The organism is Bacillus sp. iso_77, from assembly GCF_056173625.1.
Map to the genome: position 1 here is coordinate 2,023,680 of NZ_CM149683.1, position 13,136 is coordinate 2,036,815.

17 protein-coding genes are annotated in these 13,136 nt (G+C 42.2%); 1 reads left to right on the forward strand and 16 read right to left on the reverse strand.

All coding sequences use genetic code 11. The annotated features are described in order from the left end of the window. Positions 1-47 precede the first annotated feature (47 nt). The 10 genes from panD to AC0VYC_RS10270 all read right to left on the reverse strand — a co-directional run bounded on the left by panD (position 48) and on the right by AC0VYC_RS10270 (position 7,896). Positions 48-431: an aspartate 1-decarboxylase gene (panD, locus tag AC0VYC_RS10225; RefSeq protein WP_017359738.1), complete on the reverse strand. Its 384-nt coding sequence runs from the start codon at positions 429-431 to the stop codon at positions 48-50. Continuing rightward, positions 424-1,290, reverse strand: coding sequence for a pantoate--beta-alanine ligase (panC, locus tag AC0VYC_RS10230; RefSeq protein ID WP_475388398.1), 867 nt, complete (start codon positions 1,288-1,290; stop codon positions 424-426). Before panC ends, panD begins: the two co-directional genes overlap by 8 nt. Continuing rightward, positions 1,265-2,125, reverse strand: coding sequence for a 3-methyl-2-oxobutanoate hydroxymethyltransferase (panB, locus tag AC0VYC_RS10235; protein ID WP_475388400.1), 861 nt, complete (start codon positions 2,123-2,125; stop codon positions 1,265-1,267). The genes panC and panB overlap by 26 nt, the downstream gene beginning before the upstream one ends. A 199-nt stretch (positions 2,126-2,324) precedes the next feature. Beyond that, positions 2,325-3,308 carry a biotin--[acetyl-CoA-carboxylase] ligase gene (locus tag AC0VYC_RS10240; RefSeq protein ID WP_327871820.1) on the reverse strand — a complete coding sequence of 328 codons (984 nt, stop codon included), beginning with the start codon at positions 3,306-3,308 and terminating at the stop codon, positions 2,325-2,327. Then, positions 3,281-4,483: a CCA tRNA nucleotidyltransferase gene (locus tag AC0VYC_RS10245; RefSeq protein ID WP_047945931.1), complete on the reverse strand. Its 1,203-nt coding sequence runs from the start codon at positions 4,481-4,483 to the stop codon at positions 3,281-3,283. The genes AC0VYC_RS10240 and AC0VYC_RS10245 overlap by 28 nt, the downstream gene beginning before the upstream one ends. Then, positions 4,476-5,621: an N-acetyl-alpha-D-glucosaminyl L-malate synthase BshA gene (gene bshA, locus AC0VYC_RS10250; RefSeq protein ID WP_024718520.1), complete on the reverse strand. Its 1,146-nt coding sequence runs from the start codon at positions 5,619-5,621 to the stop codon at positions 4,476-4,478. Before bshA ends, AC0VYC_RS10245 begins: the two co-directional genes overlap by 8 nt. Positions 5,622-5,623: 2 nt before the next feature. Further along, positions 5,624-6,328 (reverse strand): bacillithiol biosynthesis deacetylase BshB1, encoded by a 705-nt coding sequence (gene bshB1, locus AC0VYC_RS10255; RefSeq protein WP_268431907.1) that lies wholly within the window; start codon positions 6,326-6,328, stop codon positions 5,624-5,626. Then, the gene (gene mgsA / locus AC0VYC_RS10260; RefSeq protein ID WP_035702930.1) at positions 6,315-6,734 is read right to left on the reverse strand and encodes a methylglyoxal synthase; all 420 of its coding nucleotides are present in this window, start codon (positions 6,732-6,734) and stop codon (positions 6,315-6,317) included. Before mgsA ends, bshB1 begins: the two co-directional genes overlap by 14 nt. Positions 6,735-6,751: 17 nt before the next feature. Next, positions 6,752-7,555 (reverse strand): 4-hydroxy-tetrahydrodipicolinate reductase, encoded by an 804-nt coding sequence (gene dapB / locus AC0VYC_RS10265; RefSeq protein ID WP_058336705.1) that lies wholly within the window; start codon positions 7,553-7,555, stop codon positions 6,752-6,754. A 5-nt stretch (positions 7,556-7,560) separates the two neighbouring features. Continuing rightward, positions 7,561-7,896, reverse strand: a complete 336-nt coding sequence (locus AC0VYC_RS10270) for a nucleotide pyrophosphohydrolase (RefSeq protein ID WP_008344575.1) — start codon at positions 7,894-7,896, stop codon at positions 7,561-7,563. 137 nt (positions 7,897-8,033) lie between these two features. Here AC0VYC_RS10270 and AC0VYC_RS10275 point away from each other — a divergent pair, with 137 nt between their 5' ends. After that, positions 8,034-8,906 carry a YitT family protein gene (locus AC0VYC_RS10275; protein ID WP_106031060.1) on the forward strand — a complete coding sequence of 291 codons (873 nt, stop codon included), beginning with the start codon at positions 8,034-8,036 and terminating at the stop codon, positions 8,904-8,906. A 31-nt stretch (positions 8,907-8,937) separates the two neighbouring features. Here the strand turns inward: AC0VYC_RS10275 and ypjB are convergent, their stop codons facing one another. From ypjB to AC0VYC_RS10305, 6 genes are all read right to left on the reverse strand, one after another. Continuing rightward, positions 8,938-9,744 carry a sporulation protein YpjB gene (gene ypjB, locus AC0VYC_RS10280; protein WP_008344572.1) on the reverse strand — a complete coding sequence of 269 codons (807 nt, stop codon included), beginning with the start codon at positions 9,742-9,744 and terminating at the stop codon, positions 8,938-8,940. Between the two features lie 65 nt (positions 9,745-9,809). Next, the gene (gene lhaT / locus AC0VYC_RS10285; RefSeq protein ID WP_159145779.1) at positions 9,810-10,403 is read right to left on the reverse strand and encodes a lipoprotein heptaprenylglyceryl N-acetyltransferase LhaT; all 594 of its coding nucleotides are present in this window, start codon (positions 10,401-10,403) and stop codon (positions 9,810-9,812) included. Between the two features lie 102 nt (positions 10,404-10,505). Continuing rightward, positions 10,506-11,273 (reverse strand): menaquinol-cytochrome c reductase cytochrome b/c subunit, encoded by a 768-nt coding sequence (locus tag AC0VYC_RS10290; RefSeq protein WP_008344567.1) that lies wholly within the window; start codon positions 11,271-11,273, stop codon positions 10,506-10,508. A 41-nt stretch (positions 11,274-11,314) separates the two neighbouring features. Next, positions 11,315-11,989 (reverse strand): menaquinol-cytochrome c reductase cytochrome b subunit, encoded by a 675-nt coding sequence (gene qcrB, locus AC0VYC_RS10295; protein ID WP_003215804.1) that lies wholly within the window; start codon positions 11,987-11,989, stop codon positions 11,315-11,317. A 2-nt stretch (positions 11,990-11,991) separates the two neighbouring features. Then, on the reverse strand, positions 11,992-12,498 hold the full coding sequence (locus tag AC0VYC_RS10300) for a ubiquinol-cytochrome c reductase iron-sulfur subunit (protein WP_007500911.1): 507 nt from the start codon (positions 12,496-12,498) through the stop codon (positions 11,992-11,994). Positions 12,499-12,642: 144 nt separating this feature from the next. After that, the gene (locus tag AC0VYC_RS10305; RefSeq protein ID WP_251211231.1) at positions 12,643-13,089 is read right to left on the reverse strand and encodes a YpiF family protein; all 447 of its coding nucleotides are present in this window, start codon (positions 13,087-13,089) and stop codon (positions 12,643-12,645) included. Positions 13,090-13,136: the final 47 nt, after the last annotated feature.

Consider the following 13,136-nt stretch of genomic DNA (forward strand, 5'->3'; position numbering starts at 1 on the left):
AACAGCTTCCTTATGATGAAACTGTTCTGTTTCCATGTGAGCGTGCGTTATAAAATCGTTCTCGCAGGCTCTTGCCCAATCATTTGTTCAATTTGATTTTGTTTATTTAACACGACCACTTTAGGTGTGTGCGATTTCGCTTCTTCCTCTGACAACATCCCATAAGCGATAATAATGACTTCATCTCCTGGCTGAACCAATCTTGCTGCCGCACCGTTTAAACAAATGACACCGCTCTTTCTTTCTCCAGGAATGATATATGTTTCAAGTCTAGCACCATTGTGATTATTGACAATTTGCACTTTTTCATTTGCCATCATGCCTGCCGCATCAAGCAAATCTTCGTCGATGGTAATACTGCCTACATAGTGTAAGTTTGCTTCAGTCACTGTCGCTTTATGAAGTTTCGAGGTCATAAAAGTTCTATACATGTTTTTCACCGCTTTCAGGAACATGGAAAATCACATTATCAATCAGTCTTGCCCGGGAGAACTTCACAGCAATGGCAATGATCACTTGGCCCGTTAAGTGCTGAAGGGGTTCAAGTTCTGGGTAGGAGTAAATGTCAATATAATCGATTACTCCACTCGTTTGAAGAATCTCCTCTTCCACTAATTGATAAATACGATTTACATCATGTTCACCATTTTCTACAGCTGTCTGTCCTTTTTTTAATGCCCGGTATAAAGCAGGTGCTTCTTGCCTTTCTGTTTCAGACAAATTCACGTTCCTTGAACTTTTCGCTAAACCGTCTTCTTCTCGAACAGTAGGAACAGACACAAGGTGAAGATCAAAAAAGAAATCCTTGATCATCGCATCGATAACAGCGACTTGCTGTGCATCCTTTAGACCAAAGTATACATTGGTTGGTGCGACAAGGTGAAACAGCTTTGTCAGCACCGTGACAACGCCGTCGAAGTGTCCTGGGCGCTTCTTCCCGCATAAGACGTCTGTACGCTTTTGAACAGTCATCGTAATCGATGGCTCGTCTTTGTACATTTCCTTCACATCAGGTGTAAATAATATATCTACTCCAGTTTCTTCGGCAAGACGCTGGTCTCTTTTCATATCTCTTGGATAGGATTCAAAGTCTTCATTCGGTCCAAATTGCAATGGATTAACAAAGATGCTCATCACTACGATGTCATTTTGATCTCTTGCTTCTTTTGCAAGCGTAAGATGTCCTTCATGAAGGAAACCCATTGTAGGGACAAATCCAATGGAATGCTGCTTCTTTTGATGCTGCTTGATCATTTCTTTTAGTTCATGAATATGGGAGACAACCTTCATTCCTTGATCCCCCATATAAACCATCAAGGACTTCTTCTTTCATATGAAAGGTATGAGCATCCTCTGGGAATGTGCGTGCTTTTACTTCTTTTGTATATTGTATGAGCGCTTCTTCTAATACAGCATCGATTTGCGCGTATTGTTTCACAAATTTAGGTGTTCTAGACACGCCGTACCCTACCACATCATGGTAAACAAGAACTTGTCCATCTGCTTCAGCCCCTGCCCCAATTCCGATCACAGGAATCTTTAGCATGTCAGTAATCCGTTTTGTCAGTTCACCAGGTACACACTCTAACACAAGAGCGATGGCGCCCGCTTCCTCACATTTCAGACTATCTTCAATCAATTTCTGTGCACTCTCTTTGTCTTTTCCTTGCACTTTATAGCCGCCAAGGACACCGACTGATTGGGGGGTGAGCCCTAAATGGCTTACAACAGGAATACCGCCTCTTGTAAGTGCTTGGATGGATTCAAATACTCCGTCTCCACCTTCAAGCTTTAAGGCATCAGCACCGCTTTCTCGCATAATGCGTGCTCCATTTTTCATCGTTTCTTCTAATGAATAATGATAAGACATAAATGGCATATCCGTCACAACAAATGTGTCTTTTGCGCCTCTTTTGACTGCTTTTGTGTGATGAATCATATCATCCATCGTCACTTGCACTGTGGAATCAAGTCCAAGGACAACCATCCCAAGTGAGTCACCAACTAAGATCATGTCGACTTCCGCTTTTTCCGCTTGCTTTGCAGCTGGATAGTCGTATGCTGTCAGCATCACAATAGGTTCGTTTTGTTCTTTCATTTTGAAAAAATCTAACTTTGTCTTCATTTGTTCCTCCTCATTCTGGAGAGGAGATGGCTTGTCTGATCTCACACGCTTTTATCTCTCATGTGCAGACGAATCATCCCTCTGTCCAAGTCCCTTAGGATCAAGGCAGAAATTTATCGAATTTTTCTTCCTAACAGGTACAGTTCTTTTTCAGATACTGCCCACACGAAGTATATCAAAAATGTGCCGGGTGTTCCACTTAAGTTGACTTGATCTCAATGTCAGCGGAGTAGATGTTTTGGATTCCGTCTTCCGTTTCGAGTAAAAGAACGCCTTCATCATTAATCCCAAGCGCCGTTCCAGCATATTGTCCATTGACGGTGCGTGCGATGATACGCTTTCCAATGGTCATCGCATACGATTCCCATAATTGTTTGATCGGAGCAAAACCATAAGTCATATATTCATCATACCTTTTTTCAAAGGTGGACATGATGGTTTGAATCAATGCCGCTCTGTCTACCTTTTCACCCAGCTCCATTTGCAAACTCGTCGCAACATCCTTTAATTCTTCAGGAAAATCATTTGCCGTCTGATTCACGTTAATGCCTGGACCAATAATGACTGCGTGAACTTGGTCAGCTTCTGCTTTTAATTCAGTCAAAATACCAACGACCTTTTTTCCGTTTAGCAAAATATCGTTTGGCCATTTGATTGATGGACTGAGACCCGTTTGCTGCGCTATGGCTTCAGCGATGGCGACAGATGCTAAAAGCGTCATTTGCGGCGCTTTGTGCAGCGGTATTTCCGGCCGGAGAATCAAACTCATCCAAATGCCTGTCCCATTTGGTGAATGCCACGTTCTTTGAAGGCGGCCTTTTCCGTTTGTCTGATGATCACTGACAACAAGCGAGCCGTGCGGGGCTCCTTTATTGACGAGGTCATGGGCAATGAGCTGAGTTGAGGTGACTTCTTCTTGAAAATAAATATGCCTGCCAAACAGCTCTGTTTCCAAACCAAACAGAATTTCGTCTTCACTAATTTTGTCCGGTTTACGAAGCAGCCGGTATCCTTTTCTTCTGACCGCTTCGACCTCATATCCCTCTTTTCGCAAATCCTCTATATGCTTCCATACTGCCGTTCGGGAGCAGCCAAGCTCATCACATATTTGCTGGCTTGAGACAAAATCTTGCTCAGATGCTGTAAATAGTTCAATTAATCGTTTTCTAATCGCTGATCGCACGCTATGAGCCACTCCTCTATGGCTTCTTTTCGGTTTTCAAGCTGGTTTTGCAAAACGGCTTTTTTTACAGAAGAAAGCTCTTCTGCAATCCATTTACCAGCTGGCTTTTGCCGAAAGGCCATTAAATCTTTTCCTGACACTGCAAGGTCTTGAAGCTGTTTAATCGGCAACGCATCATATGAACGTTTCGCCGCCTCCAGCTCATCAAAGAAAATGCGGCGCTCATGTTTGAGTTGCGTGATTTTCATACTAGAAAGCAGGACATGTTCACCAGCTTCAAACATTTTTTCCGCATCCCAGTCACAATCAACATATTTGCTAATGGCAACGGCTTCTTTTAAAAGTTTCGTTGATAACTTCCATTCTTTTAAAAAGGACACCGCCTCCGCCTCATCTAGACCAAGTAAATGGATAAAGGCTCCCCACACCTCATCTAACCCATCCAATAAATAATACGGGAAAGCTTGGAACGTTTCATTCAGCTGATCCTTTTTGAGGCCGGGCAATTCTTCATACAATTTGGTGGAGATGAGCACCTTGATGGCTTGCTCACAGTAGCGTCCTTTTAAAAGTTTTTCCATTTCGATTTTTTTGCGTTCAACAGATATATTAGCAAGCAGATGTTTATCTTTTTTCATTGCTTCTTCCGTCTCTTTAGAAAGCTCAAACCCGAGCTGGCTTAAAAACCGCACCGCTCTCATCATCCGAAGCGCATCTTCTTGAAAGCGGCATGCAGGATCTCCAACCGTTTGAATTCGTCTTCGCTTCATATCCCGCTTGCCGCCTACATGGTCAATGATGTCACCATGAATATCCATGGCCACTGCATTGATCGTTAAATCTCTTCTTAAAAGATCTTCTTTTAGTGATGAAATAAACGCCACTTCTTTAGGCCGGCGAAAGTCTTCATATTCTGATTCAGTCCGAAACGTAGTGACCTCATAGCTGACTCCGTCAAGTAACACAATAACAGTGCCATGCTCTTTGCCGACATCTACTGTTTTATCAAATAAAGACTCCACCACATCAGGTGTGGCATCTGTCGCAATATCGATATCCCCAATTTCCCTGCCTAAAAGGACATCTCTCACCGCACCGCCGACAAAATAAGCTTGATACCCATGTTCATGCAGTGTATGTAAAATAGGGATCGCATGTGTGAATGGTTCATTCATCTTCAACATCACCTTCGATCAATTCTAAGTAAAGCTCTTCATACTCTCTCACAATTTTGTCAGAAGAGAAATTGGCTTCAACACTAGACTTGGCTGCCATCGATATTTGCTTATGGAGCGCATTGTCTTTCAGAATAGAGATAGCATGTTTTGCTGCTCCATCTACATCACCAAGCGGAACAAGGAATCCTGTCTCTCCATGTGCAATCACCTCTGGAATTCCTCCAACGTCTGTTCCTATACAAGGTACTCCGCATGCCATTGCTTCAAGTAGTACAAGACCAAAACTCTCTTTCTCAGAAAGCAGCAGCTTCAAATCACTAATCGAATAGAGCTCCTCCACCTTCTCTTGTTTTCCTAAAAATAACACGCGGTCCGTTAATCCAAGCTTTTTCACAAGCTCGCAAACAACCGATTTTTCAGGTCCGTCCCCAATCAGTAGCAGTTTTGCATTCACCTGTTCAGAAATCTGTTTAAACACATGGATTACGTCATGCACCCGCTTCACTTTACGGAAATTTGATACATGGATGACGACCTTCTCATCCTGCAGAAGACCATAATGCGTCTTCAGCACTTCGTGATCTTCACGCAAATATACGCGCTCATCGACGAAATTATGGATCGTATCAATTTTTTTATTCGGTTTAATCAGATCGTATGTCTGCGCAGCTAATGAATGTGATACAGCCGTTACGCGGTCAGATGATTCGATCGCAAACCGGATAACTTCCTTTAAAGATGGATCATAGCCTAAAACCGTAATATCCGTCCCGTGAAGGGTGGTGACGACTTTGACAGACTGTCCAGTCATTTGTTTGGCTAAGAACGCACAGACAGCGTGAGGGACCGCATAATGCGCATGAATAATATCAAGCTTCTCTCGTTTTGCCACTTCTGCGAGTTTACTTGCCAGTGCAAGGTCATAAGGCGGATATTGAAACACAGCATATTGAGTGACATCCACCTCATGAAAATAAATATTCGGATACACTTTATTGAGTCTAAACGGAATACTTGAGGTAATGAAATGAACATCGTGCCCTTTTTCAGCTAAACGTTTTCCAAGCTCTGTGGCAATAATGCCCGAACCGCCAACACTCGGATAACAAGTGATTCCGATCTTCAATTTTTTCATAATTACCCCCCAAGTAAGTCATCGTCCATCAAAAGTGGCTTCTTTGTCAGAAACCCTTCTGCAAAAGGTTTATTGAATTCCCTTCCATACATCGACTCTCTCATTTTGACAAAATCGATATAACCATTTACAAGCGGTGTCTCCACTGAACTCTCTGTTTTGACAAATTGGCTTTTATACGCATGTAAGCTATCAATTTTTTGCTTCATCTCGTCTGAAATATCGATCACAAAATCTGGACGATGGTGGCCATTAATCATGTAATAATACATCTGGCTTATTTTATGCGCTGGCTGCTTGTATGAATCTTCAAATTTATGTATACCTGCAGAAAAAGCGGCCTCTTCTACAAGTGAACCCGCATGACCATGATCAGGATGTCGATCTTGGTGGTGCGGGGCAAAAATAAGTCTCGGTTTGTATGTTCGGATGACACCTGCAATTTCTTTCATCGCTTCGTCATTCAGATAAAGTCCTCTATCTGGCAGCGTGAGCTGGATTCGAGTCGTGACGCCTAAAATGGCAGCGGCTGCTCTGGCCTCTTCTTTTCGGCTTTCAACCGTTCCATTTGAAGATAATTCAGCCTGAGTCAAGTCACAAATCCCAACACGTGCCCCTTTTTTTACGTATTTTGCAATCGTTCCACCCATACCGATCTCTACATCATCGCTATGGGCACCGAATGCAAGGATATCAAGTGGTTTCATGCGTTCCTCCGTTTTTTGCTACATCTCGAAAATCAAACGTACCTTTATTTAAATTCCTGACTAAAATTTCGGCGGTCCCCATATTGGTTGCTAATGGGATGGCATACACATCGCAAAGCCGGATGAGTGCAGATACATCCGGTTCATGCGGCTGTGCAGTGAGAGGGTCTCTAAAAAAGAGCACAAGATCCATTGCATTATCAGCAATCATAGCACCGATCTGCTGATCTCCTCCAAGTGGTCCTGATTGGAAACGATGAATGGGCAGCCCAGTCGCTTCTTTCACTCTTAAACCTGTGGTTCCTGTTGCATAAAGTGTATGATCTGCCAAAAGATCTCGATACGCAATGGCGAATTGAATCATGTCACTTTTTTTCTTATCGTGAGCGATTAAAGCAATGTTCATCAGGGATCCACTCCTTATTAGTCGATAATATTTTCTAAGCCATAGACGAGTTGATCAATATGCATCACCTGTTCAACAGAAAGCTTCACACCTGACATAAAGGATGCACGGTTATAAGAATCATGACGAATCGTGAGCGTCTGCCCGTCCATTCCAAACAGCACTTCTTGATGAGCAATCATGCCTGGAAGCCTTACGCTGTGAAGACGGATGCCATCATAATCTGCTCCTCGAGCACCTTCGATTAGTTCTTTTTCTTCAGGGTGCCCCTGCTTTTTACTTTCTCTTACTTCAGCAATCATTTCAGCCGTTTTTAGTCCTGTACCGCTCGGAGCGTCCAATTTTTTATCATGATGAAGCTCAATGATTTCAACATCAGGAAAATAATTTGCTGCCATTTTGGCAAACTTCATCATTAAAACAGCACCAACAGCAAAGTTAGGCGCAATAATACAGCCTATCCCTTTTTCTTCTGTTAATTGCTGAAGTTCTTTTAGGTCGTCTTCTGAAAAACCTGTTGTGCCTACGACTGGACGTACGCCATGTTCAAGGGCTTTTTTTGTATGTACTTTCCCGATTTCTGGGGTCGTCAAATCAATTAATACATCCGGTGCTGTTTCTGAAAGACACACGTCAATATCCGTATAAATGGGCGCATCAGATGTTGTAAGAAGCACATCTGATAGCTTTTTCCCCTCATGTGTGTGATCAAGTGCTGCTACTAGTTCAAAATGGCTTGTTTCTTCTGCCAGCTTGACAGCCTCTATCCCCATTCTTCCTCTTGCTCCAGCGATTACAACTTTGATGGTTTGATTCGTCATCTTCTCTACTTCCCTTCTTTTTTCGTCCAGCGGTCTTTGTCTCTTGTATTGAATTTATGCATCACACGATCATGGGCTTCTTCAAGTGATATATTGAGTGAATTGGCAAGGCATGTTAACACAAACAGCACATCGCCAATTTCTTCTTCCATGCTTTTTTCTGTTTCTGTTGTTTTTTTCGGCTTTTCTCCATAGTAATGGTTGACCTCTCTTGCCAGCTCACCTAATTCTTCTGTCAGACGGGCCATCATGGCAAGCGGGCTGAAATAGCCTTCTTTAAATTGTCCTATGTAATCATCGACTTCTTGCTGCACGTGACGCAGCGTTTTTTCATTCGTCATGAAGCTCATCCTCCTATCCATCTCTTACATGTTAGCGAAATCATAAATATTTGACAAATGTTTAAAACTCAGTTTGCTTGTTTCTCTTCCATACCATATAATATTATCGCTGTCTAAGCAAAAAAAGGAGTGATCTTTTGCTAAAAGAAATTCGTCTTAAAAATATCGTATTTATTTTAATAGGATCTGCGATTTTTTCTTTCGGCCTTGTTCATTTTAATATGCAGAACAACTTGGCGGAAGGCGGATTTACAGGTATCACACTGCTTTTATATTTTCTATTTCACATTGATCCATCTATTTCAAACCTTGTGTTAAACATTCCGATCTTTTTTATCGGCTGGAAAATGCTTGGCAAAACCATGTTTACATATACAATTGTCGGAACCGTCAGTCTTTCTGTCTTTCTAGCCATCTTCCAGCGCTTTCAAATACATATGCCTCTTCAGCATGATTTAGCCTTAGCCGCACTCTTTGCAGGTGTGTTTATCGGAACAGGCCTCGGAATCATCTTTAAATTCGGCGGGACAACAGGCGGCGTGGACATTATTGCAAGACTGATCAACAAACATTATCAAGTCGCAATGGGAAGAACGATGTTTATCTTCGACGCATGCGTCATTACCATCTCTCTCACCTATTTAAATTACAAAGAAGCCATGTATACACTTGTTGCCGTATTTGTTGCTGCAAAAGTCATCGACTTCATGCAAGAAGGCGCTTACGCTGCCAAAGGAGCGATGATTATTTCTGAAAAGGATGACATCATTCAAAAGAAAATCACAGAGGAAATGGAGCGCGGAGTGACCATTTTAAAGGGTGTCGGCTCCTATACGAAACAGGAACGCAACGTCCTTTACTGCGTCGTTCCAAAAAATGAGCTTGTCCACCTCAAGAGCGTCGTAACTTCCGTCGATCCTCATGCCTTTGTATCAGTGAGTGACGTGCATGACGTACTCGGTGAAGGCTTCACATTAGATGAACATAAAAAGCCGCTCAATCCCCACTAAAAAAAGAAGCCCGATAACGGTGCTTCTTTTTTTATGATTTTGGATAATCGGCTTGTCGCTTTTGCTTTTTTTCTTTTTCAGCACGGTATTTCCTAAACCCAACATACGTTAGAGTGAGTAAAATCATACTTCCTGTTGTTAAGATGACCCATAAAAGCGATGGATCCGCTTCATCTTGATCAACGTTCGCAAACACACTTGATAAATCTTCTTCAAGTTTCGTGAGACGCTCAAGCTTTGTCCCACTCGATGCTTTTAAAAATTCACCTTGTTCAATTACTTCCATGTGCTGCTTAATCGTCTGCAGCTTTTCAGGCGAGATATCAATGGTTAAACTCGGATAAATCATATCATACAATGAAACCAGCTCATTCCAAGTTTCATAGAACGTCGTCGATTCTGGATCTTTTACTTCTTTCTTTAATGTCGGAAAAGACCCCATAATCGGCTTCTCGAGCGAACCCCAAAGAGGTTCCGAATTTGATTGTATCGCATCAAGAAGCATTCTAAACTGAGAGGCATACCGAAGTTTTTCGCGCTCATTTAAGTCTTCCTGCGGGAGTCCTTTAATGATATCTTGATAGCCAAGTGTAATTTGCCGAACCTGCGTATTCGTCAGAGTTCCACGCCAATTCTCAGCTTTAAATGTCTTTTCAGCATATAATGCGACTTGTAATGCCTCATCATATTTAGCTTGTCTCGTTAATTGAAAGATTGAATCTGATAGTTCCGTTAATTCTTGCAGCGCTTTAGCAGCTGTTGTTTCCTCACCTTTTGCAGCAGCTGGATGCAAGACGAGAAATAATAATAGAATCATCGCGATTGACTTTCGTTTCATGCAAGTCCCTCCTAGCCTTTCTCCATACAGCGTATGAAGAAAAGGACAAGGTTAGACCAACATTGTTAAGGGAGTTCAAGCTTGACCGATTTTTTCGAGAGGACAAGATAATACGAAACAAGAAGAACGGCAATACTTAACCAAAACGTCACGTAGCCGATCTCATTTGAATAGGCAGAAAGCATAGAATAACGCGGCATCATTCCAAACACATAATCAATCACATCATTATGTAAAATCCATATGCCTGCTACAACCAAATGACGCATTTGAAAACGATAATACGGCGCAAATAACACAGCCTGTACCGCCATCGCAAAGTGCGAACCAATTAGCATATATCCTTCCCACGGAAAATCATCAACAGAAACGAGCACGAAAAGATTCATCCCTACAGCCCATAATCCATATTTGATCAAGGTGACAAGGGCCAGTGCTTCAAAATAAGGAGCATGGCGTTTCATTAGAAAGGCTAGTAATACAAATAAAAAGAAAAAGCTTGCCGTCGGACTGTCCGGTACAAAAGGTAAAAAGACAGCCGGCGTCTCTACGAGCTGCGGAATATACCAGTAATAGCCGTACGCAGTGCCAAGAAAGTTGACAATGAGCACGAGCACAAGCATGTAGCGTGTGGCTAGCAGATATTGAATCCATCTCATATTTCTCTTCACTCACGATCTGTTAAAATCAGAAAAAAGCTGACAGCGCCAGCTTTTTTCTCCTTTTGAGTATATCCTTGTACTTGCATTTAAACAACTGAATTATTTAGATTTGACCTCAGATAAATATTTCGAGAGCTTTTCAAGTTCTTCATCGCTGCCTTTAAAAATGCCCTTAGGCATGTTGCCTTTTCCTTCTACAGCGATTTTCGCAATTTCCTCTGGTGCTAAGCCATTGTCAACAAGTGACGGTCCAGCTGCCCCTCCTTGCATATTATCTCCGTGACAGGAGATACATGTCTGCTCTTGATAGATTTTATACTCTTCAGCTGAGGTATCAATCTCTGCTTCTTTCTTGATTTCACCTTGCTTCGCTGCTGCTTCCCAGTCATGAGTAGCAACAGACTCCCATGTTAAATAGGTTGCTGCACCAACTGCAAGAATCATCATCCCAACTGCAATTGGTCTTCGATATGGCCTACGTTCAGGACCAGAATCAAGAAATGGTGCGAGTAAAAGAGCACCAAACGCAATTCCAGGCATAATCATTGCGCCAACCACCGTATAGCTCCCTGCAGCAAACTCATATTTTAACAACTGGTATAAAAATAAGAAATACCAGTCTGGCAGCGGAATATAGCCCGTATCTGTCGGATCAGCCATCCGCTCAAGCGGAGGTGCATGAACAACAGTTAGGACAAGAAATCCAATTAAAAAAACAGCACCTACAAGCCATTCCTTTAAAAGAAAGTTCGGCCAAAAGGCTTCGGTTTTTCCCGGATATTCGGAATAGTCTTTAGGTATGTTAGGTTTTCTTTCTGCCGGTATTCTGGAATCTCCGACAAACTTCATCCCTTTTCCCCTATGCAAAGTCATCCCCTCCTCATTGAACATTCATCAAACGCAAAATTTTACAGCGGTCCAGAAATTCCTTGCTTACGAATCATAATAAAGTGGGCAGCCATCAGCCCAAATAATGCCGCTGGCAAGAAAAAGACATGGATAGCGAAAAATCTCGTCAGCGTTTGTGCACCTACAATGTCAGGATGACCTGCAAGCAGCGTTTTAATCTCTTTCCCAATGAAAGGTGTCGCCTCTGCAATTTGAAGACCAACCTTCGTCGCAAATAGCGCCTTCATATCCCACGGTAAAAGATATCCTGTAAAACCAAGTCCAAGCATCACAAAGAAAATGAGCACACCGACAATCCAGTTTAACTCTCTAGGCTTTTTATACGCCCCTTGGAAAAAGACCCTCAGCGTATGTAAAAACATCATAACAATGACTAAACTCGCACCCCAGTGGTGCATCCCTCTTACAATTTGTCCAAATGCCACTTCATTTTGCAAATAATAGACAGATTCCCATGCGTTTTTAATATCCGGTACATAATACATCGTTAAAAACATGCCCGAAAGGACTTGAATGACCGTCACAAAAAACGTTAAACCGCCAAAACAATACACAAAAGCAGAGAAATGATGTGCTGGATTGACGTGCTCAGGCACTTCATGATCCGCAATGTCTCTCCATATCGGTGTGATGTCCAGCCGCTCATCTACCCAATCGTAAATCTTGTTAAGCATCGTTACCCTTCCCCTTTCGGCACAGCTTTTCCAAGATAGAGGTATCCGTCCTTCACTTGCTGCTTATAATGGTCAAGCGGTGCAAGCGGCGGAGTTCCGGGTACGTTTGTACCATCCTTGTCGTACAGCCCATAATGGCATGGGCAGAAAAATTTGTTTGGATTTTTCGGATCACTGTTCCAGTTCACTGTACATCCTAAATGTTTACAGATTGGCGATAAAGCGACAATTTCATCCCCTTCTTTGTACACCCATGCAGACCTAGATTCCTTTGACTCATACCATGCATCTACTTGATCAATTTTAAAGTCAAAGCGCTTCGGTTCTTTTGTCAGTTCATCTACACTGACAACTTGAACCATATCCTGATCCTCTGTTCCTTTTAGCACAGGGTCAAGCGCAAAGCGAACCATAGGCATGAGCATTCCAGCGGCCATAAATCCCCCCACGCCGGTCAACGTGTAATTCAAAAATTGACGCCTGGACACTCCATGTCTCTTCTCGCTCATTTTTTTCTCCCCCCCTCAGGTCGTCAGCTACTTTATAACTGAATTAGAAAAAATTTCATAAAACTAGGACACCCTCATAATATATCAATCTATTCACAAGGTCAACAGCCTAAAAAGCTATGTACAATGCAAATGTAAGGGTTTTTATGACGGGTTCCATTTTTGTAACAAAAAGTTCAAAATTTGTTCTACACTGTCTTGAATGACTTTTTGCTTTAAATTGACCTTTAAATGCTCAAGCGGAACAGACTGCAATATAAGTGCCGATTCGCTCACTTCTAGCTGTTCTTTCCATTTGTTATCAGATGTGATAAACACAACATGCTGAAAATGTTCTTGCAATGATTGTTTTAGTGCAAGTATGTCTTCTTGCTTACGATTGTTTACTTCTAAATATGTATATGGAGGAAAAAGAAACACTCTGCCTTTCAGTTGCCTTTCAAGATCCTCTGACACAAGCATTGTAAACTCACCTAAAGACACGGTTTGTTTGATATGGCTTGCATTTATCCCAACTAATGGAATGATAGCGGTATCAATGTAATCTTTAGATTGTAAAAAGAGATTCGCGTCCTCCGCCTGAAACTTCATCTAGTTCCCCTCTTTCATCACATAAGCCCTGCCTGTATAGGGCAAGG

Coding starts and splice junctions, on each gene's coding strand:
- panD (WP_017359738.1), bottom strand. CDS start 431: ATGTATAGAACTTTTATGACCTCGAAACTTCATAAAGCGACAGTGACT.
- panC (WP_475388398.1), bottom strand. CDS start 1,290: ATGAAGGTTGTCTCCCATATTCATGAACTAAAAGAAATGATCAAGCAG.
- panB (WP_475388400.1), bottom strand. CDS start 2,125: ATGAAGACAAAGTTAGATTTTTTCAAAATGAAAGAACAAAACGAACCT.
- AC0VYC_RS10245 (WP_047945931.1), bottom strand. CDS start 4,483: ATGAATGAACCATTCACACATGCGATCCCTATTTTACATACACTGCAT.
- bshA (WP_024718520.1), bottom strand. CDS start 5,621: ATGAAAAAATTGAAGATCGGAATCACTTGTTATCCGAGTGTTGGCGGT.
- bshB1 (WP_268431907.1), bottom strand. CDS start 6,328: ATGAAACCACTTGATATCCTTGCATTCGGTGCCCATAGCGATGATGTA.
- mgsA (WP_035702930.1), bottom strand. CDS start 6,734: ATGAACATTGCTTTAATCGCTCACGATAAGAAAAAAAGTGACATGATT.
- dapB (WP_058336705.1), bottom strand. CDS start 7,555: ATGACGAATCAAACCATCAAAGTTGTAATCGCTGGAGCAAGAGGAAGA.
- AC0VYC_RS10270 (WP_008344575.1), bottom strand. CDS start 7,896: ATGACGAATGAAAAAACGCTGCGTCACGTGCAGCAAGAAGTCGATGAT.
- ypjB (WP_008344572.1), bottom strand. CDS start 9,744: ATGAAACGAAAGTCAATCGCGATGATTCTATTATTATTTCTCGTCTTG.
- lhaT (WP_159145779.1), bottom strand. CDS start 10,403: ATGAGATGGATTCAATATCTGCTAGCCACACGCTACATGCTTGTGCTC.
- qcrB (WP_003215804.1), bottom strand. CDS start 11,989: ATGCTTAACAAGATTTACGATTGGGTAGATGAGCGGCTGGACATCACA.
- AC0VYC_RS10300 (WP_007500911.1), bottom strand. CDS start 12,498: ATGAGCGAGAAGAGACATGGAGTGTCCAGGCGTCAATTTTTGAATTAC.
- AC0VYC_RS10305 (WP_251211231.1), bottom strand. CDS start 13,089: ATGAAGTTTCAGGCGGAGGACGCGAATCTCTTTTTACAATCTAAAGAT.